We start from the raw sequence: 26070 nt of genomic DNA on the forward strand, positions 1-26070 counted from the left end.
AGTATGCGGCGGCTGCGCCCCATTGACTTCAGTAAGCGCGCCGCCGAGGCCCTATGCGGCGATGGTTGACGGCTGAGGTCGCTGCCACGGCATGAGGTCTTCGATGTGGGATCGGGGGTGTCCGTCGAGGATGGCCCGGAGGGTGTCGGCGATATAGTTGACGGGGTTCACTCCGGACAGCTTGCAGGTTGCTACGAGCGACGCGAGCATGGCCCAGTTCTCGGCGCCGATCTCGTTCCCGGCGAAGAGGGCGTTTTTCCGGGTCAGCGCCATCACCCGTTCATTCTGCCCATGTCGGGCAATTTGTTGAGGTGCATTACCGGTGGCACGCGCTTTTCGGCCGACAGTTTCGGGTCGAGCGTGTCGACCGACGCAAGTCCGGTCAGTTTGTCCATATCGAGGTGCTGCCTGGCATCTTCATGGTCGTGGCTGCGTGGATGCTCGACCCGGCGGCTTGCACCGGCATGAACCTCGGCACACCGCACGTATCGCTCGCGGCCCTGTCGGATCTCGATGACCTTCTGAGTCGGCACGGTCTTCGGCGAAGCTCTTCCGGTGATGTCATCGCCGGAAAGGAACAGACCGATGCAAGACCTGCCCACCGGGCCGTCGAGCCCCAGGCAACTGCAGATGCAGTTCGACTCGGAGCGGTTGCGCGGAATGAGCCCACGGGAGCGCCAGCAGGTGTTGACGCGCCTGGCCATTTTGCTGGCCGAAGCGGCGGGAACGAGCAAGTTGGAGCAAGACGATGATGGACGGTGATCTCCTTCCGCCGGCCATCCTGCAGCGCAAGGCGGTGGTTTATGTGCGCCAATCGACCCCGGTGTCAATCGGCACGCAACTTTGACCCCCTTTCGGCGCCCAATAATGCCCCCGCTTGGTCAGCACGGGTAGCTGGCCCGATGCGGTGTAGCCTCCATACAGCGCAACCGGATCGGGCCAGCGGCGTCTCGGTCATTCCCGCGTCTTGAAGCGCCAGCTCTCGTTGCCGGTCTCGACGATGTCACAGTGATGGGTCAGTCGGTCGAGGAGCGCCGTTGTCATCTTCGCGTCTCCGAAGACGGTCGGCCATTCGCCGAAGTCGAGGTTCGTCGTCACGATGATCGAGGTGCGTTCGTAAAGGCGACTGATGAGGTGGAACAGGAGCTGGCCACCCGTCTGGGCGAACGGCAGATATCCCAACTCGTCGAGGATCAGGAAGTCGAGGCGGCACAGGAGATCCGCAGTGCGTCCCTGTCGGTCGGCGCGGGCTTCGGCGTCCAGCTTGTTCACCAGGTCCACGACGTTGAAGAAGCGGCCGCGCTTGCCACGGCGGATGCAGGCCCGGGCGATGCTGACGGCAAGGTGGGATTTGCCGGTCCCGGTGCCGCCGATGAGGACGACGTTACGCTGATGCTCGAGGAACTCTCCGGAGGCCAGATCGCGCACCAGCGTTTCGTTTACGGGCGTGTCTTCGAAGCTGAACTCGTCGACTTCCTTGGCCAAGGGCAGCTTGGCGATGGTCATCTGGTATTTGATCGAGCGAGCTTGTTTCTCGCTGATCTCGGCGTTCAGCAGGTCGCCCACGATTTGCTGCGGTTCGTGCTGTCGCTTCACCGCCGTGGCGATGATCTCATCGTAGGCGGCCTTCATGCCGTAGAGCTTCAACTGGCCCATCGCGTCCAGCACCTGTGATCTTTCCATGGCGGGGTCTCCTGAGGCTGTCGTAGCGTTTGCAGTCGGCCACGGGCTCGCAGGTCAGGCGCAACGCGTCCGGCGTGGCGATGGTCAACGGAGGTGGTGGCTCGCGATGTCGGGCCAGGATGTTCAGAACGACCGATGCCGCCGGGGCGCCTTCGGTCAGGGCCTCGACGCAGGCAGCCTCGACGGCTTCCAGTCCATCCGTTGGGATCATGCTCAGGATCTGGACCATCTGACGGTCACCGTTCGGCACGCGCCCCAGCTTACGCTGGACGCGTCGTATCGCCGGCGGCAGTTCCCATTCCTTGAAGGGAGCGCCGTTTCGAAGGGCGCCGGGCTTGCGGGCCAGCACCGGGATGTAGTGCAGCGGGTCATAGATGGCCTTGTCGCGCCCGAAGGCGCGGTCGTGCCGGCCGACGATCTTGCCGTCCTGCCAGACCTCGACCCGCTCGGCATAGGCGCGGATCTCGACCGGACGGCCGACGGCGCGACCATCGACCGAGTAGCGGTTCTTGTCGAACCTAACGAGGCAGGTCTTGGACACCGAGGCCGGCACGGCATGGAATCCGTCGAAAGGGCCGACGTAGGGCACCAGGCTCGCCCGCTCATCCTGGAACACGTCCCAGATTGTCCGATCACGCAATTCCTGGTGCGGATGGGCCTTGGCCCAGGCAATACAGCGATCCTGAAGCCAGGCGTTGAGTTCCGCGTAGCTCTTGAAGCGCGGCCGCGGCACGAAGAACCGCCGCCGGACAACGCCAACCTGGTTCTCTACTTGTCCCTTCTCCCAGCCGGACGCGGGGGTGCAGGCGACGGGATCGACAAGGTAGTGTCCGCACATCTGCTGGAACCGGCGATTATACGCGCGGTCGCGGCCGACGAAGATCGTGTCCACCGCCGTCTTCATGTTGTCGTAGATCCCACGCGCACAGGCGCCGCCGAAGAAGGCAAAGGCCTTGTCATGGGCATCGAACACCATTTCCTGCGTCTCTCGCGGGTAGGCCCGGACGAACAGCATCCGGCTATGACAAAGCCGGACGTGAGCCACCTTCACCGTGGTGGTCACGCCGTCGATCAGAACGACCTCGTGACTCCAGTCGAACTGGTAGGCTTCACCCGGATCGAAGCTCAGTGGCACATAGGCGGCGGCTGACGCTTCCTGCTCCGCCTGCGACCACGAAGCCGCATAGCGTCGGACCGCGTCGTAGCCGCCGTCATATCCGAGGGCCCTGAGCTCTTCGAAAATCCGGATGCGGGTCAGCCGCTCGCGCTTCGGCTTGCGCGCATTCGCCGCCAGCATCTCGTCGAGCTTGCCTTTCCAGGGACCGATCTTCGGCTGCGGTTGGACGGTTCGCTCGTAAGTCATCTCCGTTGCGCCGGACCGGATCACCTTCCGAACCGTGTTCCGCGATACCCGCAGCTCTCGGCAGATATGCTTGATCGACTTCTTGTCCTGGAAATACGCCCGGCGGATCTTCGCAATCGTCTCCACAACCAGCATCCCACACTGTGCCCCCCGATAGCCTCGGAGGCATCATGACCATCAGCGTAAGGGGGGTCATTTTTGGAAGCCGATTACCCCGTTACGGGGTCAATTTTGCACGCCGGTTCACACCCAGATGCACCGGGTCCTGAAGGACGGCGGCTTCTGCGTCAGCTTCTACGGCTGGAACAAGGTCGATCTGTTCGTGGAGGCCTGGAAGGCGGCGGGCTTCCGCATCGTCGGGCATCTGGTGTTCCGCAAGCGTTACGCCTCCTCGGCGCGGTTCCTGCGCTACGAGCACGAACAGGCCTATCTGCTGGCCAAGGGCGATCCGGTTCTGCCCGCGCGTCCGGTGCCCGACGTGCTGGACTTCCCCTATACCGGGAACAAGCTGCACCCGACGCAAAAGCCGGTGGCGGCGCTGCGCCGGCTGATCGGGGCGTTCACGAAGCCCGGCGATCTGGTGCTGGACCCGTTCAGCGGCAGCGGTTCCACGCTGGCGGCGGCGCATCTGCTGGGCCGCGACTGGCTCGGCGTGGAACTGGACGTTGAGCATTATCAGACCATCGGCAAGCGGATGGCGGCCCTGCAAGAGCGGGACCGGAAGGCGGTCGCATAGCTCCCCGCAACCCAAGGGCGCCCGTCATCGGGCGGGCGCCACACCCCACAGCTTCACGGAAAGGATTACGACATGCGCTGGATTGTCACGAAGGACCATCATGGCGGCTGCATTGGACTGGGCGAGGACGCCGACGGAGTTCCCGCGCGAGGCAAGCCCGAAGACGGCGACGCGTTGCCGGTGGAGTTCCGGCTTTATACCGCGCGCGGCAGGCTGCTGTTCGAGGGCCGATGCGGCGACATCGCGGCCGACTGGTGGCACGGCATGGAGCCGCTGCTTTACGCCTGGGCCACGTTCCGCTGCCGCCGGTTGACCTGGCGCCCAGCCGGGACGGATGAATCTTGGCGCCCGCTGCGCCCGTAGGCTAGACGCCGGCCCAAAGCATCACGGCCGCCGATCCGATGGACCGGCGGCCGTCGCGCGTGCGATCCCAGCCGCACGTCCCGGAAAAATCGCGCTCGCCGGGCATGGCCCGGCTCGCAAGACAAGGCGAAGATATCGGCAGACGCGCCAATGGCTGATGCGAACGGCGCGAATGGCGCGGCGTGATCCGGACGGGGGGAGACCACCCATATCGGAGCCCGGCCGGATCACGCCGGAGGCGGGAAAGGCAGAACGGCGTTCAAACTCCGTCAGCTGTCCTTGGTTATGGCGCATTGGCGGGGCATAAGCTGGGCCTCAAACAGTTGGGGACCGGCATATTGAATATCGACACGGGTCCGCTTGCGGCTCCCTTCCTCGTCATCGCTCTGATCTATGCGGCGGTCGGTCAGGCCGGGGCATCGGGTTACATTGCCGTAATGGGTCTGGCAGGTTTTGCGCCCCTTGCCATGAAGACGACGGCGTTATCGCTGAATCTGATGGTTGCGGCCATCGGCACAGTTCTGTTCCTGAAGGCCGGGCGTCTTTCGTGGCGGAATGTCTGGCCTTTCGCCATTCTCGGCTTTCCCTCCTCGATGCTTGGCGGAGCGGTCCAGTTGCCGGAAAGCGTCTATTTCCCGGTCGTCGGGATCGTGTTGATCCTTTCCGCGCTTCAGATGATGCGCACGGCGTTTCACGGCAGGCCGTCGGCCTCCGGAACGGTAGTCACACCACCCTTCGGCGCGGCTTTGGCGACCGGGGCCGTCATCGGCTTCGTGTCCGGGACGACCGGAACAGGTGGCGGTGTGTTCCTGGCCCCGATCATCCTCAGCATGAACTGGGGCACGGCCCGGCAGACGGCCGCCACCACGGCGGTCTATAACCTGATGAACTCGGCTGCGGCGCTGGTCGGGGCCTATGCAGCATGGGATCATATCCCGGCCGCCCTGCCGATCTGGCTTGCCGCCGTTGCCATCGGTGGTTCGGTCGGCGCCTGGATCGGCAGCCGTTACCTGTCCGACCGCTGGCTGCGCGGAATCCTTGCGTTCCTGCTGCTGGTTTCAGGTATCAAGCTCATCTTGTAGCGGCCAATCCTTCCGCGTGACTGCCAGGTCGCCCGCCGCAGGCATGACATTCGTACCCTTGTCGGACGTGCCGTCCCGTGGAAACCCGGGCTGGAGCCTTTGCGCCTCAAACCACCCGCGCAAATGGGAATATCATCGCCAACAAATCGGCCATCGTCTTGGTCTTCCTCGATCTGCGGCCTCCAGACTACGGAAATCCTTCATCCCCCCAACTTTCGCAACCCCATGATCCCTGCCGACCGCATCCTGCAATTTCGTTCCATGAATGCCCGCCGCGATGCGACCAGCTTTCTGTCCGCACCGCAATATTGCCGGACGATCCAACCTAGGGCCGATGAAACGGCGGCCATGCCATACCGCGCCCCCGACCCGACAGCTCGATCCTTCCCGCCCCGAACGTCCCGGCCTTCCGGCGACAGACGCAAGGGCGACCAGCAAGGCGAAGCGAAGCGGCACCGCCACAGGTGGCGCGGAATCCGGGGGCCATGCGGACAGGACGGCACCGGCGAGAACGCCGCCGTTCTGCGATATGTCCCCGATCCGCTCCCGGTCGAACCAATCCCTCCGCCTGTCCGATCCCCTAACTCCGTGCGGTTTTCACCAACAACCCCCAAGGCTCCGGACCGTGTTGCCGCGCGGGGCGCGGCTGCCCGCCCCACTCCGAAGCCTTGCGGGCAGGCTGCCGCCCGAAGGGGGCGTCAGTTGCAGGTGCCTCCCGACGGATTTGGCCGGGTCTCGTCGGAGGGAATGGTCCCTCCGGGGAAGCAACGGAGACCTACAATGCAGAACATTGTCATCCTCGCCGGCACCATCCGCCAGGCCCCCGAAACCCGCACCACCCGCACCGGCACCGACGTCACCCGCTTCAAGCTGGTCACCTCGCGCCCGCGCTATTCGGAAGGCCGGGTCGTCCGGGACGAAAAGGGCTATCGGGTCGAGGACGCGGAATGGCACCGCATCGTCGCCTTCAACGGCCTGGGCCGGACCATCCAGCAATATTGCGAGACCGGCACGAAGGTGCTGGTGCGCGGCCGTATCCACTACACGAAATGGCAGGATGCGGACGGCAACGACCGCTACGGCTGCGAGATCGTCGCCGAGACGGTGGATTTCCTGAGCCGGGCGCCGCAGACCGAGACCGACGAAGAGGACGAGGGCCGGTTCATCGACGAAGACGACATTCCCTCCTGAGCGGGAGGCCCGAGGCCCGGCGGTTCCAGCCGCCGGGTTTTTCCATGCTCGCAACGGATCGCCCCGAGGCCGCGCCGGCAAGAGAAGGCTTCCCGGCCGGATCGACCGGCCGGAAAGCCTCCGGCGGGCCCGCTTCCGTCCCACGGCCACGGTTCGCGTCCTTTTTCCGCGAAGAAGAAACAGGGGCTTGAGAAAGAAGGCTGGGGAACAGGCAGCGTCACGGCGCCACCGTTGGGCTCTGCGTGACCGTCGGCGCGTGGGCGGGAAGGGCGCATTTCGCTTCGGAGCAGAAAGGGAAAACCGGAGTTCGCTGGTGAAAGGCGCGGTCATCCGTGGCCGTTTCGGCGGCTGCGGAAAAGAGCGGAAACCCCGCTAACAGGCTGAAAATAATGGATAAAACGCCGCAGCCGACTTGCGCCAGAGCCTTGTTTTTGTTAGACTATTCTTGAGGTGCCAAGGTGGTCGCCACCCGCCGGCGCCATGCTCCCCGCAACGCGGGGTCGGAGTGGTGGAAGGGGTCGGATGGATCGGCCCCGGAAGCCGGAGAGACGCCGATGCATACCGCGACATTCGAGATCAACATCCCCAGCAACCCGCTGGCCCGCCGCATCAACCTCGAGGACATCGAGATGGGCATGGATGCCGATGCCGGGGTCAAGGCCCGCGCCAGCCGCGACAGCATGATCCTGACGATCGTTGTCCACGCTACCGATGCCCCCGACGCCGCCAACTGGCTTCAGAAGGCCGGCCTGATCTCACCAGCGCCAGCGGAAGCGCCGGGAACCGCCCGCGCATAAGCCGAGGAGAACCGCCATGACCACCGCCAAGGTCATCATCCCTTTCGCCGCCGCCCGCGCCGCCGCAACGAAGGCGGGCTGGCCAGCCGATGCGTGCTCGACCGCATGGCTGGAAAGCAGGATCGACGCAGTTTTTTCGCGCAAAAGGAACGGCGATATCACGGTCGAGGTCGAGATCGAGCACCTGCCAACCATGAGCTGGTCCACGATGTCATCGCCTGACCACCACCAGCGCCAGCAGCCGCGCTTCGCCATCGCGGGGCTTGCGGCAGCGGGGGTGGCTCAACGGCTCAGCCCAACTCCAGAGCAGAGGACACCCATGACCTGCGAAACCGAAACCACCGCGCTCGCGGCGAAGATCCACGCCGAATGCGAATTCGGCTTCGACCGCAACGACATCCACGAAGCCCTCGAACTGCTCGGCCAGATGGTCGAATACGGCGCCACCACCCCGGCGGAGATCGAGGCGTTCCTCCGCCAGCGCCGGGAGCGATACGAGGCCGACCTCGCCAGCAGCTGATGTCGCCAGCGAAGGTCGGTTCAGCGCCGCTGGCGCTGGCCGCCCCGCAACAAGGTCAGGTATTCGCCGCCGACCAGGGCCCGCGCCTCGGCGAGGATACGGGCAAGCTGCCGGCGCTCGGAGGCAGATTTCCATTCCGCGGCGCTGAGTCCGCTGAAATCCGTCTGGAACAGGACGCCGGCGATGTCGCGGCGCGAGGCGCCGGATTCGGCCCCGTCCCAGGCACGCAACATCAGGGTGGCGCGGTGCCGTTCGGATGCCGAAAGCGATTGCAGGGAAGGGATCGGACGAACCGACCTACCGGTCAGCAGGCGATGAAACCGCCGGATGCTGTTCAGCCGGACCATCAGATCCTCGTCCAGCGGCACCAGGATCGCCAGCCTGATCCGGGCCGCGCCTTGCGGAAACCACAGCCGGTGATCGCCCTGCACATCGGGGATGATTCCGTGCAGCCCGTCACGGGCGTGCAACACCGGTGCCAACGGCAGGTCGGCCGGCCCAAGCAGCGCTGGCCGGTCGTAACCTTCGGGTGCCGCGGTAAGGATCAGGGCGGCGGGAAACGCATCGGGCCGCCAGAGGGGCCGGGCCTCCGATACCGGAAGGGCCGGATCGACCGGGAAACATCAGCCCCCAGCGGCGGGCCATCCGGGCGATCTCCTCTCTGGTGCTGTCCCCGATGGGCGCCCCGCGCCCGATATGCTGGCGGATCCTGGAATATTCCGCGCGATAGCGGTGGTTGCGGCGCAGGAACTGGAAGGTCATCCGGGCACGGTCGAGCGTCCGGAACCGGTCGTCATAGCTCGGAGACCTCCAATCGGTGGAAGACGGCATGGCTCTGCTCCCCATCGGAATGAAAGGCGGGTCGGAACCAGGGATTATGCAGAGCCTGCGGATTCACGCATAGATTGTGCTCGGGAATGGCGGATATGCCGACGCCACCCCAAAGACACGGACAGATACCGCTGCCGTTCCCTGCTCTAGCGCATGCGCGGTTTCAGCAACTGACGGTAGCCCGCCTCGGTCATCCAGCGCGCCCGGGCCAGATGGCTGTCATGGATGCGCTTCGCCCGGTCGGGATCGGCGGCCACGTCGAGGCCGAAGACGATCCGGGCAACTTCGCGCCAGTCGGCCCCTTCCTCCTCTGCGTCAAGAAGCCGCAGATAGGTGGTCAGATGGGCCTCGTCGTAGCCGGTCAGTCGCTCGGATTGCGGCGGGGTGTCCTCGAAGGCGTCGGCAGCCATTGGGCTCTCCTCTTTCCGATCCGTGCCCAGAATGAAGAACGCGGCGATCCCTTTCTAGGGGAACGATCCGTGCCGCGTATCGGGATTTTCCGAATACACACATTCCGGAACGGGCAGGAGGGCGGTTCGACCATCGGCGTAAACCCGCGAATCGTTGGGAAAACGCGCGAACAGCCGCCGAAAGCTCAGGCCCTGTCGCGGCGCAGCAGTTCCACCGGATCGACCTCCAGCACCGCGGCGAGCTTTTCCAGCATGTCGACGGTCGCGGCGTTCTCCTCGCGCTCCAGCATGCCGACATAGTTCCGGTTGATGTCCGCACGGTCGGCAAGCTCCTCCTGCGACAGGGATTTCTCCTGTCTCAGCCGGCGCAGATTCCTGGCAACTCGCTCCCGTAAGCTCATGCGGGAGGAGTCGCCGGGCACCACGCACGGCGCCACCTAGTATAATGGGGATTCGTGAGCCGGCCAAGCTTTTCGTCGACCCGGCTCCAGCCCCAACGAGAGGGGGGTGACAAAAACCGGACCGTCATTCTGTCACTCCGGCCCGGTGCTGCTTTTGCGCCATCGTCGTCGCAATCCCGCCTCTCCGGCGGATCCTGCGACGGAGACCGACGATGCAGAACGAACCCGATCCCACCTGGCCGCGCTTCGTGCGCACCGAGGAAGCCGCCCGGCTTCTCGACCTGTCGCCGCGCACGCTGGAAAAGCATCGCTGCGGCGGCACCGGCCCGGTCTACCGCAAGCTCGGTGGCCGTGTCGTCTACACCATCGCCGATCTGCGTGCCTGGATCGAGGGCTCGGCGCGGCAATCCACATCGGAGATGGCGACGGCGGCACGCTGTCCCGAGGGGCGAGTTGCTGGCATCATCGGTGCCGGACGGGGAACGGCGCGATGACCTCTTCGCTGTCCCTGCGCCGCATCTGCGACGGCAGGCAGATGGAATTGTTCCGGCCGGTCGCGCGCGATATCGCTGCGCGCGATTCCCGCGACCTGATGTCCTGGCCTTTCTTCTCGCTGGCCAAGTCGCGCCGGGTGGTGCCGATCGATTTCCACATGGGAGCGGTCTCGATCCGGGTGGAGGCCACGCCGGAACACGGCATGGCGACGATCTGGGATGCCGACGTCCTGATCTGGGCCGCCAGCCAGATCGTCGAGGCCCACAGCCACGGTTTGCGGACCTCGCGTCTGATGGCGGCGACGCCCTACGAGATCCTCACCTTCATCCGGCGCGACGATTCCGCCCGCAGCTATCTTCGGCTGAAGGCAGCACTCGACCGGCTGCAGTCGACGACGGTTGCCACCTCGATCCGCCAGCCGGCGGAACGGCGGCGGCACCGCTTTTCCTGGATCAACGAATGGAAGGAACTGCTCGACGAGCGGCGCCGGCCGCTCGGGATCGAACTGATCCTGCCCGACTGGTTCTATGCCGGGGTGATGGACGATGCGCTGGTCCTGACCATCGACCGGGCCTATTTCGACCTGAAGGGCGGGCTGGAGCGCTGGCTCTACCGGCTGGTGCGCCGCCACGGCGGCCGGCAGCCCGGAGGCTGGAGTTTCGACCTTCGGCATCTGCACCTGAAATCCGGCAGCCTCTCGCCTTTCAAGCGCTTCGCCTTCGAGATCCGGGCCATCGTCCAAAGACAGCCGCTGCCCGGTTATCGCCTGTCTCTCGGTATCGGTTCCGACGGGCTGCCGCGGCTGTGTTTCCAACCCGCCCCCGCCAATCCCTTCGCCGCCGCGCCTCGCGCTGCGCGTCGGTGAACGGTCAACCTGTGAACAAGCTGTGGACAGAGCCGTGCTATCAGGAACCATCCGACCCGTGCTATCCGGAACTCGACACCCGTGCTATCGGGAACCGTGGCGTGATGTAACCGCACTGAATCCGAACAGGAATTCAGCCCCTCCTAACTTACCTAACTTAAGGAATCCTAACCTTGTAGGCGCGCGGCAGGCGGTGGAAAACACCGATTTGTCCCTTAATTCGTGGACTGGCAGTGCCATGAATGGGGGTGACGAATGAGTGTTCGTCACCCTGAGAAGCCGAGGCCAGATCCTGGCTCGACCACCTTTGTCGACCTGATCTGGCAGAAGAAGCGGGTCGAGCACTGGCTGCGCTTCGGACGCTTCTGCCACGAACACCGGCTCGACCGTGAGCGCCGGACCCTCGGCTTCGCACTGGGCAGCGTTTTTGCCGTCGTGCGCTGGGCGGGCAACGATTACGGCACCGTGGTCTCCCGTCTCGACATCCTGCGCGCCGTCGGGGCTGGCGAGCCGTTCCAGACGCTGCCCTTCGTCAAGCCGGGGGCGGAGATCCTGCTGCGCGTCAGCGGCTGGCCGAAGGTCGAGCGGGTGCTGCAGGCGGTGGATGCCGTCGAGGCGCTGGACATCGACGCTCACGCGGTCTCGCCGGAGCATTGGCGCCATGTCCACAACCGCCTCACGGCGGGCGAGCCGTTCCGAACCTACACCAGGGCCCAGCACGCCGCCTGGCTGAAGCGCCGGAGGGTCGGGGCATGACCATGCCGCGGGCGTCCCTTCCCCTGCCGCTGCGTGCGCTCGATCTCTTCAGCGGCGCCGCGGGCGGCTGGTCGCTCGGCCTGCATCGGGCGGGCTTCGTCACCCTCGCCGCCTGTGAGATCGTGCAATGGCGCCGCATCCTCTATTCGGAGAATTTTCCGCATGTCAGACTCTACGCCGATGTCCGCGACCTCACGGCAGCTCGACTTGTTTCCGACCTCGGATGCCTGCCCGAGATCGTCGTCGGATCGCCGCCCTGCCAGGATATCTCCAGCGCCAACACGAAGGGCAAGGGCATCGAGGGCGAACGGTCCGGTCTCTACCTCGAGGCCGTCCGCCTGGTCGGAGAATGCCGGCCTCGCTGGTTCGCTTTTGAGAACAGCCCTGTGCTCCGAACTCGCGGCGCCGACCGGCTGCTCGACGAGTTGGAAGCGCTCGGCTACGCCTGCTGGCCATGCGTGGTGGGTGCTGCGGATATCGGCGCCAACCATGTCCGCAAGCGGTCCTGGCTCATCGGCTGCGACCCCGAACAGCTTGCCCACGCCCGTGTCGCAATCCCGGCAGGGCGGGATGCGGATGGAGGGCGGATCGGGGGCGCGCCGGGCGATGAAAGACTCGGATCTCTCCGACCTGTTCCGCAATCGCCCCTTGCCGACGCCGATGGCCTCGGATGGGATGAAGGACGGCGCGGGTGGCGGTGCGGGATCGACCTGGCCGCTGCGGATGATCCTCGCCACGCCGCGGAAGACCGATGCGGATCGCGGCGGCCGGGGCGATCTTCTCAACCAGCTTCAGGGCCACGCCAGCCGCCATGCGGGTGTGACCGCGAGCAATCCGAAAGCACAGGAAACCCTGCCGACGCCGACGAAGCGCGACAGCCGCATGGACCATTGGAGCCCGGCCTACGACCGCCGCAAATCGCCGACCATGGACGCGGTGATGGACGGCGCGATGACGGACCAGGCACCGGACAAATGGGCCGGGGCGCGAGCTTTGGCGGCGATGCTCAGGAGCAATGGCCTGACTGGAACGGCCGCATTGCCCATCACCTATGGGTGGATGATGGGATTTCCGCCTGGCTGGCTCGCACGCGCCTTGCGCTCGGCGGTCGCAAAGGGACATCTGCGGCCAGCCTGATCGTCGAGGCCTTCGGCGACGCGGTGGTGCCGCAGACCCCCGAGGCCATCGGCCGCGCCATCCTGTGCAGCGAGATCGCGCTGAACGCGGTCCTCGGCGGCGCATCGGCGGGAGATGCGAGTGCCGGCGATGATGTGTCCGCAGGCCCGAGGGCAGGTGATGATGCTGCCGGCAGGTATGCTGCCGATCAGGCGGACGGTGCTGCCGCCGACGACGCACCCACCGACGATCCTGCGGATTGCGAAGGCGCGTCATGATCCGCAAAACCCGCGCAACCTATCTCGCCGCAACCGGCCTCGCCGTGCTGGTCATCGGCATCTCCGTCACCGAGATCCCGCCCCGATTGATCTGGAACGCGTCCGCCAGCATCCCCATCGGGCTCTATCGTCTTGAGCCCCCGACCAGCCTCGCCCTCGGCGATCTGGTCGCGGTTACGCCGCCCGAACCGCTGGCGCAGTTCATCACCGCCCGCGGCTATATCGCCTCCGGCGTGCCGCTGCTGAAGCGCGTCGCCGCGCTTTCCGGCACACGGGTCTGCCGCATCGGCACGACGATCACCGTCGACGGCCAGGTCCTCGGCCAAGCACGCGATCGCGACCTCCTCGGCCGGTCGCTGCCGGTCTGGCAGGGCTGCCGGCTGCTTGCCGGGGGCGAGGTCTTTCTCATGAACCGGGAGGCCGAGGACAGTCTCGACGGCCGCTATTTCAGCCCGCTCCCGGTCACCAGCATCACCGCCCGCATTGTCCCGCTCTGGACCGATGCGGCGGGCGACGGCCGCTTCCGCCGGCCCGCAACTGGGGCGGAAACGGCCCCTGATCCCACCATTCACCACCAAGCCACGGAGAGATAACATGCCACAGATCGGTGAATTCACCCGCACGCAAGCCGGCTACGAAGGCCGCATCCGCACCGTCACGCTCGACCTCGCACTGGTCTTCGTGCCGACGCACAATGCCGATGTCGAGAACGCCCCGGATTACCGGATCCATCTCGACGGCGAGGACGGCCCGGAGATCGGCGCCGGCTGGACCCATAGCGGCGAGAAGGCCGGAACCTACATCTCGGTCGCAATCGACGATCCCGCCCTCATGCAGCCGATCCGCGCCCGGCTGTTCCAGTCCGACGAGCAGGGCCGGACCTGGGGCCTGCACTGGTCGCGCCCCAGAAAGCGTGACGAGCGGGACTGAGCCATGCCGGTTTTCTGCCATCCATTTACCGACGGGCGGGCTTGCACCGCCCGCGGCATCGCCGTCCTTCTTCTTTCCGGCCTGGTCTTTGCCGCCGCTCCAGTTGCCGGCCCGCTGGCGCAGACCGTGCAGCCGCTCGCGCAACAGACCCACGATCCCTTCGCGTCCCACGTCGTGGAAGCCTCGCTGCGCTTCGGCATTCCGGCGCACTGGATCCGCGCCGTGCGGCATGTCGAAAGCCGCGGCAATCCGCAGGCCGTCTCGCCGAAAGGTGCCATCGGGCTGATGCAGATCATGCCGGAGACATGGGCGGCGCTACGCGCCAAACATGGTCTCGGCAACGATCCGTTCGAGCCGCGCGACAACATTTTTGCCGGCGCCGCCTATCTGCGCGAGATGCACGACCGCTACGGCAATGTCGCCGGCATGCTGGCGGCCTACAATGCCGGGCCGGGACGCTACGACGAATACCTGGTCTCAGGCCGGACCCTGCCGGCCGAGACCCGCGCCTATGTCGCCGCGCTGGCGCCGCTGCTCGGCGGCGAGCCGCTGCCCGGCACCGGTTTCGCCGCCGCGCCGCCAACCGACTGGCGCGAGGCCCCGCTCTTCGCCGGCAGCATGATCGACGGCCCGGATGCGGAACGACCCCAGCCCGGCGGTCTGTTCGTGCGCCGGTCCGCTGCAGAACAACCGCAGTACGATGGCGCATTGGCTGCCGATCCGGAACCGCCTGCCGAACGGTCCGACACCGCTTCAGACGCCCGCGCGCCGCAATCCGATAGCCTGTTCATGCGCCGATCCGACGCGGAAGCAGCACAATGAAAAATCATTCCCGACGCCTCTCTGCCTATCTTGCGGGAGGGCACAACTCATGAAGATCGCCTATGCGGACCCGCCCTATATCGGCTGCGCGCATCTTTACCGCGACCAACCGGATTACGCCGGCGAAGTCGATCATGCGGCGCTGATCGCACGGCTCGAACGGGACTATGACGGCTGGATCCTGCATGCCGCCGCGACACCGCGTTCCATCGCCGTTCTCGCGCCGCTGGTCGAGCCGACCGGCGCCCGCTGGATGGCCTGGGTGAAGGGATTCGCCGCCTTCAAGCGCAATGTCCCGGTCGTCTGGGCCTGGGAGCCGGTGATCGTCAAAGCCGCCCGCAAACCCGTGGTCAGCAAGCGGCTGGTGCTGCGCGACTGGATCCAGGAGAGCATCACCCTGCGTCGCGGGTTGACCGGCGCCAAGCCGGAAGCCGTCTGTCACTGGTGCTTCGAGATGGTCGCCGCGCGGCCCGAGGACACGCTCGACGACCTGTTTCCCGGCACCGGCGCCGTCACCGCGGCATGGCACTCATGGCAGCGGAAGTTCACCCTGCCGGAGGATCCGCTACCGGATTTTCTTCAGCCGGACAGTGCCCGCCGGGGGCGCTCCCGTCCGGGAGGGGCCTCATGAGTCCCAATTGCGGAAATCGCACTGCGGCGTATCCCAGCGCAGGAACGGGCGGCGCGGCCCTTGGGGCCACGCCGCCCTTGAAAAACATGCAAGATAAAAGCCCGCGATGTGCGCGCTGGGCGGTCGGGGGTGTTTGCCGGGTTTTCGGGGCATTTCCGCACATCGCGGCGCCAAACCGCACCTCGCGCGTTTCCGGATTGCGCAGGTCTCTGAACAAATCCCGCACCTCGCAGAGTATCGAGCTATGAGCAGCGAGGACGATTTCCGCATCCGTCCGGGGCGCATCCGCTCCAGCCGCAGCCAGCGCGCCCGGCCTTTCGTGGCCCAGGCGCTGGCCGCCGCCCAGAAGGCGGGCGGGCGCGTCTCGCGCAGTGGCAGGATCCTGTCGCCGGGCGCCTCGCGCTTCGGCCGGGGCCGAACTGCGGCCGTCCGCGCCAACAGGCTGATCACCCGCCGCACCCGGCTCTGCACCGTCAAGGTCCGGGTGGTCCGCAAAGTTGGGCAGGTCGCCGCGCTGCCGCGGCATCTGGGCTATCTCAGCCGCGACGGCGTCACCCGCGGCGGGGAAAAGGCGCGGATGTTCGATCCACACACCGACAATGCCGATGTCAAGGACTTCGCCGAGCGCAGCGAGGACGACCGGCATCATTTCCGTGTCATCGTCTCACCCGAGGATGCCGCCGACATGGCGGACCTGAAGCGGTTCACCCGGGAGCTGATGACGCAGGCGGAAAAGGATCTCGGCACGAAGCTGGACTGGATCGCCGTCGATCACTGGAACACCGACAATCCCCATGTCCATGTCATCCTGCGGGGGCGGGCCGACGACGGCAAGGACCTGGTCATCTCCCGCGACTACATCCGGGAAGGCTTGCGCGACCGGGCGCAGGACCTGATCACCCGGGAACTGGGGCCGCGCCATGACCACGAGATCCGCCGCAGCCTGATGCGGCAGGTCGAGGCGGAGCGCTGGACCGCGCTCGACCGCCAGCTTCTCCGGGATGCCGGCAAGTCCGGCATCATCGACATGGCCCCGGCCATCGACGCTTCGCGCGACGATTACCTGCCGCAGAAGGTCGGGCGCCTGCGGCATCTGGAACGCCTCGGCCTCGCCGATCAGGTCGGGCAGGCGCAATGGGTGATCCGGCCCGAAGCCGAGAGGGTGTTGCGCGAACTCGGCGAGCGGGGCGACATCATCAAGCGCATCCATCGGGCGCTGTCGGGGCAGGGGATCGATCGCGGGGTCTCGGACTATGTCTTCGCCAGCGAGGCCGATGGGCCGATCCTCGGCCGGCTGGTCGAGCGCGGCCATGACGACGAGCTGAAGGGCAGCGCCTATGCAGTGATCGACGGTGTCGATGGCCGCACCCATCACATTCGGCTGCGAAGTTTCGATGCCGCCGGCGACAGCGCGCCCGGGTCCATCGTCGAGTTGCGGTCCTATCAAGATGCGCGCGGCGCGCGCCGGGTTGCACTGGCCGTCCGTTCCGATCTCGATATCCACACTCAAGTGACCGCCAGCGGCGCGACATGGCTCGACCGGCAAGCGGTGGCCCGCGATCCCGTGCCGCTTTCGGATGTCGGCTTCGGGATCGAGGTGCGGCAGGCGATGAAGCGGCGTGCGGAACACCTGATCGAGGAGAGCTTGGCCGAGCGGCAGGGCAACCGCGTGGCCTTCGCACACCGGTTGCTCGACCGGCTGCGCGAGCGCGAGGTCGGCGCGCTTGCCGAGAAACTCGCGGCAGAGACCGGCATGTCCTACGACCGCGCGGCCGGTGGCGACACTGTCGCCGGCACCTATCGCCGGCGCTTCACCCTGGCCTCGGGGCGTTTCGCCATGATCGATGATGGGTTGGGCTTCAAGCTGGTGCCCTGGACGCCCTCGCTCGAACGGCATCTCGACCGGCACGTCTCGGGCGTCGCCCGCGCGGATGGCGGTGTGGATTGGAGCTTTGGCCGCAAGCGTGGGCTGGGATTGTGATGGCCGTCAGGGACGGCCGGTTTTCAGGATGCAGAGTAGCGGCCGGGATCTTGACGACCGGAGTGCGCGCACCATATGACTATATGTAGTCACAACCCGGAGGCGGCCATGAAGGAACTCCAGCTCAGGGATGCGAAGGCGACGCTCTCCGCCGTGGTCGATCAGGCCGTGGCCGGCGAGCCGACGGTGATCACCCGGCACGGCCGCAAGGAGGCGGTGCTGCTCTCCTTCGAGGAATGGCAGCGCATCTCCCGGGTGCCGGATTTCGCCGATCTGCTGCTCGCCTTTCCCGGAGAGCCCGGCGACATCCCCGAACGCGCCCGCAAGCCTGCGCGCGCGTTGCGGGATACGGATCTCTGAATCTTGTACCTGCTCGACACCAATATTCTCTCGGCCTCTGCGCCGACGAGGCGCAATACCGATGCCGAGGCTCTCGCCGTCTGGATGCGCGCCCATAGCGATCGGCTCTATCTCTCGGCCATCACCATCGCAGAGATCGAGGCCGGCATCGCTCGCGCGGTCAGGATCGGCGCCAGCGCCAAGGCCCCGGCACTGCGCCGCTGGCTGGCCGCCGTCGAGCATTTCTATGCCAGCCGTATCCTGTCCTTCGGCATCGACGAGGCCCGTCAGGCCGGGGCGATCCTCGACCGGGCTCGCGGCCATGATCCGGGCTTCGAGGACATCGCCATCGCGGCGACGGCCGCCGCGCATGGCCTGACGGTGCTGACCGCCAACGAGCGGCATTTCGAGCCGCTCGGCGTGCCTTATGTCAATCCACTGAAGGAACTGCCCGCATAGCGGCTTGGCTTGGCTGCTGCCGCGCTGGCCGGTTGTCGACCCGCGCGCTTGTATTTCTGAATGCCACTCTAACGGATCAATGCCGCCACCTCGCGGAAACGGGGGTGCTTCGCCGTGCGTAGCCATTCGAACAGCACCATTTCGGTGGTGACGATCTCGGCCCCGTGCCGCTCCATCCGGCGGATTGCCGTCTCCTTGCTCTCCGGCTGCCGCGATCCGATCGCATCGGCCACCACATGGATCTGACGCCCAGTTTCCAGCAGTCCCAGCACCGTCTGCAGCACGCAGACATGCGCTTCCCAGCCTGCGACGATCACCTGCGCATTCGCAGGAATGCGATCCGCGAAACCTTCCTCGCCACAGGCCCCGAAGGATTGCTTCGCCACCACCGGGGCATCGCCGACCGGCAATTGCCCGACGGTCGGGCCAAGACCTTTCGGGTTCTGCTCGGTCAGCAGGCTTGGAACATCCAGCATCCCGGCTGCTTCCAGAAGCCGGCCGGCATTGCGCAGGGCAGCTTCGGCCTCATGAATGGCAGGCATCAGGCGGGCCTGGAAGTCGATGAGCAGAAGCAGCGAACGGGCGGAGTCGATCAGTGGCATGGGTCATCCTTTCGGAGGAAAGTCGATGTGTTTTGCTGCCGCGCTCAGGCGACGGTCGCGGGTCTAGAGCGTGGTGCCGGGGGCGAGCAGGGTGGCGGCGATCAGATGCGCATCGACATAGCCGATGCCGAGGCTGAAGAGCTGCCGCGTCTCGATCAGCGCCATCACCTCGGCATGGCTGGCCATTGGCGCTTGCGGCAGTCCCTGCATCGCGGCGATGACGGTTTCCCGGTCCTTGAGACTGCCGAGCGCCAGTTCGCCGATGACGAAGGGATGCGCCAGGACCAGCCCGGCGTTCAGGAGATCGACCAGTTCCGCATCGCCGTCGCGCAGATGATCGATCCAGATCGAGGTATCGACGAGGATCACGGCGACGGCTGCCGGCGTGAGGCCACAGCTGCGCGTTTGTCGCTGCCGCCGAGCAGGGCGAGCCGTCGGGCGCTCTCGCGCTCGATCAGAGCCTTCAGCCCCTCGCGCACCAGGACGGCCTTCTCGCCGATGCCGGTGAGGTCACGGGCTTGCCGGAGCAACTCGTCGTCGAGATTGAGGGTCGTGCGCATGATGATGCCTCCGAAAGCGATGCATCGAATATAGCATCATCAGGTGCCGATTGCGATGCATCGCAGGAAGCCTGCGCGCCGCAGCCTGCCGGTATTTTTACGCTGTTCTGCGACGGGCTGCGAACGGCTCACGGATGGATGTTGAAACCTGAGACGGGTGGGTTTTCCCTTCTGGTGTCGGATATCCGCAGGGAAGGTATAGACGCCTTGTCAGGAACCAAGGTCCTCTGGGGCCAGATCCTCATCGTTTTCCTGATCGTGCTGATCTTCATCTGGTCCGGCACGCAATGGGCGGCCTGGCGGCTCGGCTTCCAGCCGCAGCTCGGTCCAGCCTGGTTCGAGATCTGGGGCATCCCGGTCTATTATCCGCCGGCCCTGTTCTGGTGGTGGTACTTTTATGACGCCTACGCCCCGCGTATCTTCATGGAAGGCGGCATCATCGCCGCCTCGGGCGGCTTTCTCGCCATCGGTGTCGCCATCACCCTCTCGGTGATGCGCGCCCGCGAGGCGGCCGATGTCGACACCTACGGCTCGGCGCGCTGGGCGGGGCGGCCCGAGATTGAGCGGGCGGGGCTGCTCGGCCCCGACGGCGTGGTACTGGGCCGATACGAGCAGGACTACCTGCGCCACGACGGGCCGGAGCATGTGCTCTGCTTCGCCCCGACCCGCTCCGGCAAGGGCGTCGGGCTGGTGGTGCCGACCCTGCTCACCTGGCCCGGCTCGGCCATCGTCCACGACATCAAGGGCGAGAACTGGCAGCTCACCGCGGGGTTCAGGGCGCGGCACGGCCGGGTGCTGCTCTTCGATCCCACCAATGCGGCCTCCGCCGCCTATAATCCCTTGCTGGAGGTCCGCCGCGGGGAGTGGGAAGTGCGCGACGTCCAGAACATCGCCGATATCCTGGTCGATCCCGAGGGCTCGCTGGAAAAGCGCAACCATTGGGAAAAGACCAGCCATGCCCTGCTGGTCGGCGTCATCCTGCATGTGCTCTATGCCGAAGAGGACAAAACCCTCGCTCGTGTCGCCGCCTTCCTCTCCGATCCGCGCCGCTCGATCGAGGCGACGCTGGCGGCGATGATGAAGACCCCGCATCTGGGCGAGGCAGGCCCGCATCCGGTCATCGCCAGCGCCGCGCGCGAACTGCTGAACAAGTCCGAGAACGAACGCTCCGGCGTGCTGTCGACCGCCATGTCCTTCCTCGGCCTCTATCGCGATCCGGTGGTCGCACAGGTGACCAGCCGCTGCGACTGGCGCATCGCCGATCTGATCGCGGGCGAAAAGCCCTCGACGCTCTATCTGGTGGTGCCGCCCTCGGACATCTCGCGCACCAAGCCGCTGATCCGGCTGGTGCTGAACCAGATCGGCCGCAGGCTGACCGAGGATCTGCATGCCAAGGACCGCAGGCATCGCGTGCTGATGCTGCTCGACGAGTTCCCGGCCTTGGGGCGGCTCGACTTCTTCGAATCCGCCCTGGCCTTCATGGCCGGATACGGCATCAAGTCTTTCCTGATCGCGCAGTCGCTCAATCAGATCGAGAAGGCTTATGGCCCGAACAATTCGATCCTCGACAACTGCCATGTCCGGGTCAGCTTCGCCACCAACGACGAGAGGACCGCGAAGCGGGTCTCGGACGCGCTCGGCACCGCCACCGAGATGAAGGCGATGAAGAACTATGCCGGGCACCGCCTCGCCCCCTGGCTCGGCCATATCATGGTCTCGCGCTCCGAGACCGCCCGGCCGCTGCTCACGCCGGGCGAGGTGATGCAGCTGCCGCCCGAGGACGAGATCGTCATGGTCGCCGGCATCCCGCCGGTCCGGGCCCGGAAGGCGCGCTACTATGTCGATGTGCGTTTCCGCGAGCGGGTGCTGTCTCCGCCGGATCCGCGCGAACTCGTGCCGTCGGAGCGACCGGACGATTGGACCGGGCTGAAGCCGCCGAAGTCGGATGATGGGGGGCAGGGGGCTGATGCTGCCACCGTGCCAAATAGCGGCCTCGCGCAGTCCGACGCGAATTCGTCCGGGGATTCGGACAATGCCGGGCTGCGCCGCGAGCCGGGGCTGGAGCCGTATCAGGATATCGTGCCGCAGCCGGTGACGCTTCCGGAGAACGAGTTCGATCCCGATTTCGAGGCCCCCGAGCAGCAGGCGGTCCGTAACCGGGGGCTGGTGCGCGACATGCGCAGGATCGCGCGTCAGATCTCGATGGACCAGAACGATGGAATGGAACTCTGAGCCATGCCGGAACATGCCGACAAGAAGAAACGCCTCTCGGTCTATCTGGACCCGGACCTGATGCTGTTGCTGGCCGATTATGCCGACCGGCGCGGCAAATCCCGCTCGCTCGTTGCCGAGGCGGCCATCGCCTCCTTCCTCACCCCCGATGCCGACGAGCGGCAGGAGGCGGCGATGACCCGGCGGCTCGACCGGATCGACCGGACCATCAAGCGGCTCGAACGCGACAACGGCATCGCCAACGAGGCCTTCGCGATCTTTATGCGGTCCTGGCTGACTGCAACTCCGGCACCGCCCGACGCTGCGGCGCAGGCACAGGGCGGTGAACGCTACGATCGCTTCCTCGAAGCCCTTGGCCGGCGTCTCGTCCGCGGGCCGAGGCTGCGGCAGGAGGTGCCGGGCGATTCTGATCGGGCGTGATTGGATGCACCGGCGGGCATTGCAGGAATTCCTGCAATGGAATCCGATGGGTCAAAACGACAGACTAATCGGATGGCAGATCTGGGAGCCGTATCCCAGGCCGCGGTATCCTCTTCCAGCCTGAACCGAGCCAAGCGCATGCATCGGCTTGATCAACGAGCAGGTATGCGCTCGTCGCCCCACAGCTCTTTTCGCGCGATGACCTTCTGGCGAAAATCGGCCTCTGCCTGCGGGTCCAGCTTTTCGTCGGTATAGGTCTCGAAATAGGTGGCGACATAGGACAGCCGCACCGACAGCGGTTCGCGCACGTTCAGCGCATAATATCCCATCTGCGTATAATAGAAGTTGCGGGCCCGGATGATCGCCTGGCGTTCGGCAAAGCCATGGGCCGCGAACATGGCGATCAGCGCGTCCATCCGCTGCTGGTCCGACTGCGCGATGACCGCCTGAAGCGCGGCATCGCCCCGCGCCCAGTCGCGCACGGCGAAGTCGAGCCGCGGATCGAACAGTTCGGGATCCAGCCAGCAGATGAACAGGGCCAGGATGCGGTCCTGAAGCGTGCCCGGCGCAGTCGCGGCCTGAATGATGCTGGCCGTGTTGGACTGCTGCCACACGTCCAGCATGGCCTCGAGCAATTCGTTGCGGTCGGCAAAGTGCCAGTAGAAGCTGCCGCGCGTCACCCCCAGCAGATCCGCAAGCCGGGTGATCCTGACCGCGTCGATGCCGTTCTCGATCAGCATTTCCAGGGCTTTTTCCAGCCAGTCCGCGCGTGTCAGCCGGGGCTGGGCATGATCCTCCTCGGCTTCCTTGCTGACACGCTCTATCAGCTGGCGCTTTTTCATTGACTGCTCCATACACGTCTGTATCTTCCAATACACCACTGTATGGTGTTGGGCGATTGCTTTCTGCACCAGAACAGATGGCATGTCCGGGGGGAAGAGAAAGATGACGAAAGCCGACAAGGCGCCGGCGCGCCTGAACCGCTTTTCCGACCTGCGTTTCCAGCCGCGTTTCGCCTATCCCGCGATGGCTGAGGTCGCGGAGGTCGCCGGCCTTGCGGATCGCAGCGAGCTTGCGGGCGGCTTCGCGAGGTTCCGGGATGCGGACATTCCCTGGCAGGTCAAATACGACGAGCTGATCCTGGTCATCTCGGGGACATTTGCCGTCGAAACGCCGCAGGGCCGGCTGGAAGCCGGGCCCATGGACACGATCTGGCTGCCCGCCGGCACCGAGGTGCGCTATGTCTCGGAGGATGCGCTGGTGTTCTACAGCCTCCAGCCTGCAAGCTGGGCCACAGAGGCGGCTGCATGACGCGGATCTCGCTGCTTCCCAAGGACGACCGCACCAATGGCTGGTCCGCGCTTTTGCCGCCGCGCCAACCCAGGCCGTCGCTGTCCAAAGACATCACCGCCGATGTCGTGGTGATCGGCGCGGGCTATGCCGGGTTGGGTGCGGCGCGCCGTCTGGCCGAGTTGCGCCCCCATGCGAAGATCGTGGTGTTCGACGCGCAGCAACTGGGCGAAGGGGCCTCCGGCCGCAATTCGGGCTTTGCCATCGACCTGCCGCATAATGTCGGCTCGTCGCTCGAGGAACTGGCAAAGGGTCGGGCCTATCTGCGCCTTGCCCGCGCGGGGATCGCCTCGCTGCGCGAAAGCGTGCAGCGCCACGGCATCGACTGCGACTGGAGCGAGGACGGCAAATACCATACCGCCAGTTCGCAGCGCGGCGCCGAGCAGATCCTGCGGCCCACGGTCGAGGAGTTGAAGCGGCTGGGCGAGCCTTACGAATGGCTGGATGCCGGGGAAACCGCCCGGCGCCTGGGCACGCGGCACTTCGCGGCCTCGGTCTATACGCCCGGCACGGTGCTTCTGAACCCGGCGGCACTGAACCGGGGGCTGGGCGACACCCTGCCGGAAAACGTCACGCTTTACGAGAATTGCCCGGTGCTGGAGGCGGATTTCGGCCCGACGATCACGCTTCGGACCGCGCATGGCTCGGTCCGGGCGCCCAAGGCCATCCTGGCGGTGAACGGCCTGGCCATGCGCTTCGGCTTCTGGAGGGGCAGGCTGCTGAACTTTGCGGCGCATGCGAGCCTCTCGCGTCGTTTGACGCAAGCCGAGCAGGCGGCCTTCGGCAATATCGCGCCCTGGGGCTCGACCCCGGCCAATGCCTTTGCCGGTATCACCATGCGCTATACCAACGATCGCCGCATCCTGATCCGGCAGAACATCCATTTCTGCCCCGGCCTGCGCCAGTCCGACGAACGCCGGCTGAAGATCCGGGCCGAGCACCAGCGCCTGTTCGACGAACGCTTCCCGATGCTGCGGGGCGTCACCATGGAGCATACCTGGACCGGCTATATCTGCCTGTCGCGCAATGGTGCACCGGGATTCGGACAGGTCGCCCCGAACGTCTGGAGCGCAGTCTGCCAGAACGCCGTCGGCGTCGCCAAGGGCACGATCAGCGGCCGGCTGGCCGCGGCCATGGCGCTTGGCGAGGACGATCCGCTGATCTCGGACATGATCGGCCTTGGCACGCCGACGGCGGTGCCGCCGCGGCCTTTCCTGGACATCGGCGTGAGGGCGCGCTTTGCCTATGAGATTTTCAAGAACCGACACGAGGCCTGAAGACGGCCCGCTTCCTGGGGAGGGGAAGGGAATGGTCAGAAAGATGAATGGAATGACGGCCGCGGTACTGCTCGCGGCGCTGGCGTCCGGCGCGACGGCGGCCATGCCCGCGATGGCGGAAACGCTGAAGATGGCAACCGATTCCGGCGCGAAAGGCTCGGATGCGGGCAATGCCATCGAGGCCTGGGCCAAGGAGATCGAGACTGCCACCGACGGCGCGTTGAAGGTCGAGATCTTCTACCAGAACGAGTTGGGCGGCCAGCAGGAGGTCTTCGACCTGCTCATGGCCGGCGATGTCGATCTGATGCTGAACTGGCCGATGACCTCATACGACCAGCGCATCTCGCTGATCTATACGCCCTACATGTTCACCGACTGGGATGATGCCCTGGCCGCCTATGGCAAGGACGGCTGGCTCAGCACGGCGCTGTCCGAGGTCTATGCCGATACCGGGCTGAAATACCTCGGTGCCTGGCCCGAGGGTTTCAACGGCGTCGGCACCAAGGGCGGCCACGCCACCACGGTCGAGGCCGCCAGGGCCTTCAAGGTGCGCGTCCCGCCGGTCTCGCCCTTTACCGAAACCATCGCCGCCATGGGCTATCAGACCGCGACCATCGACTGGGGCGAACTCTACTCGGCCATCCAGACCGGGGTCGTCGACGGCGACAGCGCCAACGTGATCTTCTACGACTACGAATATTTCGGCGACGTGCTGACCGATTACGTCCACAGCCGGCAGCAGTTCCTGACCGGCATCCTGACCGCGAACCTCGAAAACTGGGAGGCCCTGTCCCCCGAGCATCAGGAGGCAATCGCTGCCGGCGCGGAAAAGGTCATGCTGGCGCAGTTCGAGGCCGCCCGCCGCTCGGACGAGGGCTATGTCGAGGCATGGAAGAAGCGCGGCCATACCTATGTCGAGCTGAACCCGGATGAACTGGCCACGCTGAGCAGGACCGTGCGCGAGGCGGTCTGGCCGCAGATGGAGCCGATGATCGGCGCCGAGCTTCTGGACCTCGTCCGCCAGAACGCCGCCTCCGAGTGATCCTCGTCACCCTCGCCGCATGGAGGTTCGCGTGATCGCCTTTCTTGCCATGGCCGACCGGGTCTTTGCCTGGCTCCTGAGGGCCGCCATCCTGGCGACCAGCGCCATCGTCACCCTGTCGCTGGTCGCCCTGGTGATCTTTCGCGTCTTCTTCAGCCAGTCGCTGCTCGGCATGCACGAGGCGAGCCTGCTTGCCGCCATGTGGCTTTACATGGCGGGCGCGGTCATGGCCTCGCGGCGGTCCGAGCATCTGGTCGTGGATTTCCTCGCGACATCGCTACGCACGCCCCGCGCCCGGGCGATCCACGGCCTTGTCGTCGCGGTCCTGACCCTGGTCATCGCGGCGATCTTTGCGCTCTGGGTCTGGAAGATGCTGGCTTGGGGGATGAAGCGGCCGCAGATCATCCCGGTCCTGAACCTGCCCCTATGGTATGCGCAGGCGCCGCTGGCTCTCGCCGCGGTGTCCGCCGTCCTCTACGCCCTGCGCGATGTCGCTCGCGCAGGCCTTCAGATCGCCCAATCCGGCAAGGGAGCCTGA

33 protein-coding genes and 2 pseudogenes are annotated in these 26070 nt (G+C 66.0%); 23 read left to right on the forward strand and 12 right to left on the reverse strand.

Annotation, left to right across the window (positions count from 1 at the left end; all coding sequences use genetic code 11):
* Positions 1-51: 51 nt before the first annotated feature.
* From ACNKFW_RS12315 to istA, 4 genes and pseudogenes are all read right to left on the reverse strand, one after another.
* A pseudogene (locus ACNKFW_RS12315) lies at positions 52-279 on the reverse strand (transposase domain-containing protein); the annotation flags it as partial.
* Complete coding sequence (locus ACNKFW_RS12320; RefSeq protein WP_418025295.1) at positions 273-704, reverse strand: hypothetical protein; 432 nt, start codon at positions 702-704, stop codon at positions 273-275. The pseudogene ACNKFW_RS12315 and the gene ACNKFW_RS12320, both read right to left, overlap by 7 nt.
* Positions 705-954: 250 nt before the next feature.
* Positions 955-1683, reverse strand: coding sequence for an IS21-like element ISPkr1 family helper ATPase IstB (istB, locus tag ACNKFW_RS12325; protein WP_024843951.1), 729 nt, complete (start codon positions 1681-1683; stop codon positions 955-957).
* Positions 1613-3181, reverse strand: coding sequence for an IS21 family transposase (gene istA / locus ACNKFW_RS12330; protein ID WP_028717560.1), 1569 nt, complete (start codon positions 3179-3181; stop codon positions 1613-1615). Before istA ends, istB begins: the two co-directional genes overlap by 71 nt.
* 103 nt (positions 3182-3284) lie before the next feature.
* On the opposite strand from istA, the pseudogene ACNKFW_RS12335 reads away from it, so the two are divergent.
* The 6 genes and pseudogenes from ACNKFW_RS12335 to ACNKFW_RS12360 all read left to right on the forward strand — a co-directional run.
* A pseudogene (locus tag ACNKFW_RS12335) lies at positions 3285-3782 on the forward strand (DNA methyltransferase); the annotation flags it as partial.
* Positions 3783-3854: 72 nt separating this feature from the next.
* Entirely contained in the window at positions 3855-4145 is a 291-nt protein-coding gene (locus ACNKFW_RS12340) for a hypothetical protein (RefSeq protein WP_017998430.1), read from the forward strand.
* A gap of 344 nt (positions 4146-4489) precedes the next feature.
* On the forward strand, positions 4490-5227 hold the full coding sequence (locus ACNKFW_RS12345; protein ID WP_114669580.1) for a sulfite exporter TauE/SafE family protein: 738 nt from the start codon (positions 4490-4492) through the stop codon (positions 5225-5227).
* Between the two features lie 780 nt (positions 5228-6007).
* On the forward strand, positions 6008-6418 hold the full coding sequence (locus ACNKFW_RS12350) for a single-stranded DNA-binding protein (RefSeq protein WP_036749260.1): 411 nt from the start codon (positions 6008-6010) through the stop codon (positions 6416-6418).
* 554 nt (positions 6419-6972) lie between these two features.
* Positions 6973-7215 carry a hypothetical protein gene (locus ACNKFW_RS12355; RefSeq protein WP_052095663.1) on the forward strand — a complete coding sequence of 81 codons (243 nt, stop codon included), beginning with the start codon at positions 6973-6975 and terminating at the stop codon, positions 7213-7215.
* A gap of 16 nt (positions 7216-7231) precedes the next feature.
* Complete coding sequence (locus ACNKFW_RS12360; protein ID WP_418025298.1) at positions 7232-7735, forward strand: hypothetical protein; 504 nt, start codon at positions 7232-7234, stop codon at positions 7733-7735.
* A 20-nt stretch (positions 7736-7755) separates the two neighbouring features.
* On the opposite strand, the gene ACNKFW_RS12365 is transcribed toward ACNKFW_RS12360, so the two are convergent.
* The 4 genes from ACNKFW_RS12365 to ACNKFW_RS12380 all read right to left on the reverse strand — a co-directional run bounded on the left by ACNKFW_RS12365 (position 7756) and on the right by ACNKFW_RS12380 (position 9377).
* Positions 7756-8283 carry a DUF2285 domain-containing protein gene (locus ACNKFW_RS12365; RefSeq protein WP_418025520.1) on the reverse strand — a complete coding sequence of 176 codons (528 nt, stop codon included), beginning with the start codon at positions 8281-8283 and terminating at the stop codon, positions 7756-7758.
* Entirely contained in the window at positions 8192-8581 is a 390-nt protein-coding gene (locus tag ACNKFW_RS12370) for a transcriptional regulator domain-containing protein (protein WP_418025300.1), read from the reverse strand. Before ACNKFW_RS12370 ends, ACNKFW_RS12365 begins: the two co-directional genes overlap by 92 nt.
* Positions 8582-8712: 131 nt before the next feature.
* Positions 8713-8976 carry a DNA -binding domain-containing protein gene (locus ACNKFW_RS12375; RefSeq protein ID WP_418025302.1) on the reverse strand — a complete coding sequence of 88 codons (264 nt, stop codon included), beginning with the start codon at positions 8974-8976 and terminating at the stop codon, positions 8713-8715.
* A gap of 185 nt (positions 8977-9161) precedes the next feature.
* On the reverse strand, positions 9162-9377 hold the full coding sequence (locus ACNKFW_RS12380; RefSeq protein WP_418025303.1) for a helix-turn-helix domain-containing protein: 216 nt from the start codon (positions 9375-9377) through the stop codon (positions 9162-9164).
* Between the two features lie 212 nt (positions 9378-9589).
* Between ACNKFW_RS12380 and ACNKFW_RS12385 the strand changes: the two genes are divergently transcribed.
* The 11 genes from ACNKFW_RS12385 (at position 9590) to ACNKFW_RS12435 (ending at position 18049) form a co-directional block, all read left to right on the forward strand.
* On the forward strand, positions 9590-9871 hold the full coding sequence (locus tag ACNKFW_RS12385; RefSeq protein ID WP_418025305.1) for a helix-turn-helix transcriptional regulator: 282 nt from the start codon (positions 9590-9592) through the stop codon (positions 9869-9871).
* Positions 9868-10737, forward strand: coding sequence for a replication initiator protein A (locus ACNKFW_RS12390; RefSeq protein WP_418025307.1), 870 nt, complete (start codon positions 9868-9870; stop codon positions 10735-10737). Before ACNKFW_RS12385 ends, ACNKFW_RS12390 begins: the two co-directional genes overlap by 4 nt.
* Positions 10738-10992: 255 nt before the next feature.
* A complete protein-coding gene (locus tag ACNKFW_RS12395; protein ID WP_085502866.1) occupies positions 10993-11493 on the forward strand; it encodes a DUF2840 domain-containing protein in 501 nt (166 codons plus the stop codon).
* A complete protein-coding gene (locus ACNKFW_RS12400) occupies positions 11490-12887 on the forward strand; it encodes a DNA cytosine methyltransferase (RefSeq protein ID WP_418025309.1) in 1398 nt (465 codons plus the stop codon). The genes ACNKFW_RS12395 and ACNKFW_RS12400 overlap by 4 nt, the downstream gene beginning before the upstream one ends.
* Positions 12884-13480: a S26 family signal peptidase gene (locus ACNKFW_RS12405; RefSeq protein WP_036714521.1), complete on the forward strand. Its 597-nt coding sequence runs from the start codon at positions 12884-12886 to the stop codon at positions 13478-13480. Before ACNKFW_RS12400 ends, ACNKFW_RS12405 begins: the two co-directional genes overlap by 4 nt.
* A gap of 1 nt (position 13481) precedes the next feature.
* On the forward strand, positions 13482-13817 hold the full coding sequence (locus ACNKFW_RS12410; protein ID WP_028714427.1) for a DUF736 domain-containing protein: 336 nt from the start codon (positions 13482-13484) through the stop codon (positions 13815-13817).
* A gap of 3 nt (positions 13818-13820) precedes the next feature.
* Positions 13821-14639, forward strand: a complete 819-nt coding sequence (locus ACNKFW_RS12415) for a lytic transglycosylase domain-containing protein (RefSeq protein WP_085502871.1) — start codon at positions 13821-13823, stop codon at positions 14637-14639.
* Positions 14640-14688: 49 nt separating this feature from the next.
* Positions 14689-15270, forward strand: a complete 582-nt coding sequence (locus ACNKFW_RS12420) for a hypothetical protein (protein ID WP_418025311.1) — start codon at positions 14689-14691, stop codon at positions 15268-15270.
* A 244-nt stretch (positions 15271-15514) separates the two neighbouring features.
* The gene (locus tag ACNKFW_RS12425) at positions 15515-17251 is read left to right on the forward strand and encodes a relaxase/mobilization nuclease domain-containing protein (RefSeq protein ID WP_418025522.1); all 1737 of its coding nucleotides are present in this window, start codon (positions 15515-15517) and stop codon (positions 17249-17251) included.
* Positions 17252-17359: 108 nt separating this feature from the next.
* Positions 17360-17611: a type II toxin-antitoxin system Phd/YefM family antitoxin gene (locus ACNKFW_RS12430; RefSeq protein WP_418025313.1), complete on the forward strand. Its 252-nt coding sequence runs from the start codon at positions 17360-17362 to the stop codon at positions 17609-17611.
* 3 nt (positions 17612-17614) lie between these two features.
* Positions 17615-18049: a PIN domain-containing protein gene (locus ACNKFW_RS12435; protein WP_418025315.1), complete on the forward strand. Its 435-nt coding sequence runs from the start codon at positions 17615-17617 to the stop codon at positions 18047-18049.
* Positions 18050-18117: 68 nt separating this feature from the next.
* Here ACNKFW_RS12435 and ACNKFW_RS12440 read toward each other — a convergent pair whose 3' ends face one another.
* The 3 genes from ACNKFW_RS12440 to ACNKFW_RS12450 form a co-directional block, all read right to left on the reverse strand.
* Positions 18118-18651, reverse strand: a complete 534-nt coding sequence (locus ACNKFW_RS12440; RefSeq protein ID WP_418025317.1) for an isochorismatase family protein — start codon at positions 18649-18651, stop codon at positions 18118-18120.
* Positions 18652-18714: 63 nt separating this feature from the next.
* Entirely contained in the window at positions 18715-19020 is a 306-nt protein-coding gene (locus ACNKFW_RS12445; RefSeq protein ID WP_418025319.1) for a type II toxin-antitoxin system VapC family toxin, read from the reverse strand.
* Positions 19017-19211, reverse strand: coding sequence for a type II toxin-antitoxin system VapB family antitoxin (locus ACNKFW_RS12450; RefSeq protein WP_028714435.1), 195 nt, complete (start codon positions 19209-19211; stop codon positions 19017-19019). The genes ACNKFW_RS12445 and ACNKFW_RS12450 overlap by 4 nt, the downstream gene beginning before the upstream one ends.
* 207 nt (positions 19212-19418) lie before the next feature.
* Here ACNKFW_RS12450 and ACNKFW_RS12455 point away from each other — a divergent pair, with 207 nt between their 5' ends.
* Positions 19419-21443, forward strand: a complete 2025-nt coding sequence (locus ACNKFW_RS12455; RefSeq protein WP_418025321.1) for a conjugal transfer protein TraG — start codon at positions 19419-19421, stop codon at positions 21441-21443.
* 3 nt (positions 21444-21446) lie between these two features.
* A complete protein-coding gene (locus ACNKFW_RS12460; protein ID WP_418025323.1) occupies positions 21447-21863 on the forward strand; it encodes a CopG family transcriptional regulator in 417 nt (138 codons plus the stop codon).
* A 152-nt stretch (positions 21864-22015) separates the two neighbouring features.
* Here the strand turns inward: ACNKFW_RS12460 and ACNKFW_RS12465 are convergent, their stop codons facing one another.
* Positions 22016-22705, reverse strand: coding sequence for a TetR/AcrR family transcriptional regulator (locus ACNKFW_RS12465; RefSeq protein ID WP_418025324.1), 690 nt, complete (start codon positions 22703-22705; stop codon positions 22016-22018).
* A 103-nt stretch (positions 22706-22808) separates the two neighbouring features.
* On the opposite strand from ACNKFW_RS12465, the gene ACNKFW_RS12470 reads away from it, so the two are divergent.
* Genes ACNKFW_RS12470 through ACNKFW_RS12485 form a run of 4 tightly spaced genes read left to right on the forward strand, consistent with a single transcriptional unit; the run spans position 22809 to position 26070 of the window.
* A complete protein-coding gene (locus ACNKFW_RS12470) occupies positions 22809-23174 on the forward strand; it encodes an ethanolamine utilization protein EutQ (protein WP_418025326.1) in 366 nt (121 codons plus the stop codon).
* The gene (locus ACNKFW_RS12475; protein WP_418025328.1) at positions 23171-24490 is read left to right on the forward strand and encodes an NAD(P)/FAD-dependent oxidoreductase; all 1320 of its coding nucleotides are present in this window, start codon (positions 23171-23173) and stop codon (positions 24488-24490) included. Before ACNKFW_RS12470 ends, ACNKFW_RS12475 begins: the two co-directional genes overlap by 4 nt.
* Before the next feature lie 52 nt (positions 24491-24542).
* The gene (gene dctP / locus ACNKFW_RS12480; RefSeq protein WP_418025330.1) at positions 24543-25532 is read left to right on the forward strand and encodes a TRAP transporter substrate-binding protein DctP; all 990 of its coding nucleotides are present in this window, start codon (positions 24543-24545) and stop codon (positions 25530-25532) included.
* Positions 25533-25563: 31 nt separating this feature from the next.
* Complete coding sequence (locus ACNKFW_RS12485) at positions 25564-26070, forward strand: TRAP transporter small permease (RefSeq protein ID WP_418025332.1); 507 nt, start codon at positions 25564-25566, stop codon at positions 26068-26070.

It is taken from the genome of Paracoccus sp. TD-10 (assembly GCF_048270675.1).
Taxonomy (GTDB): domain Bacteria; phylum Pseudomonadota; class Alphaproteobacteria; order Rhodobacterales; family Rhodobacteraceae; genus Paracoccus; species Paracoccus pantotrophus.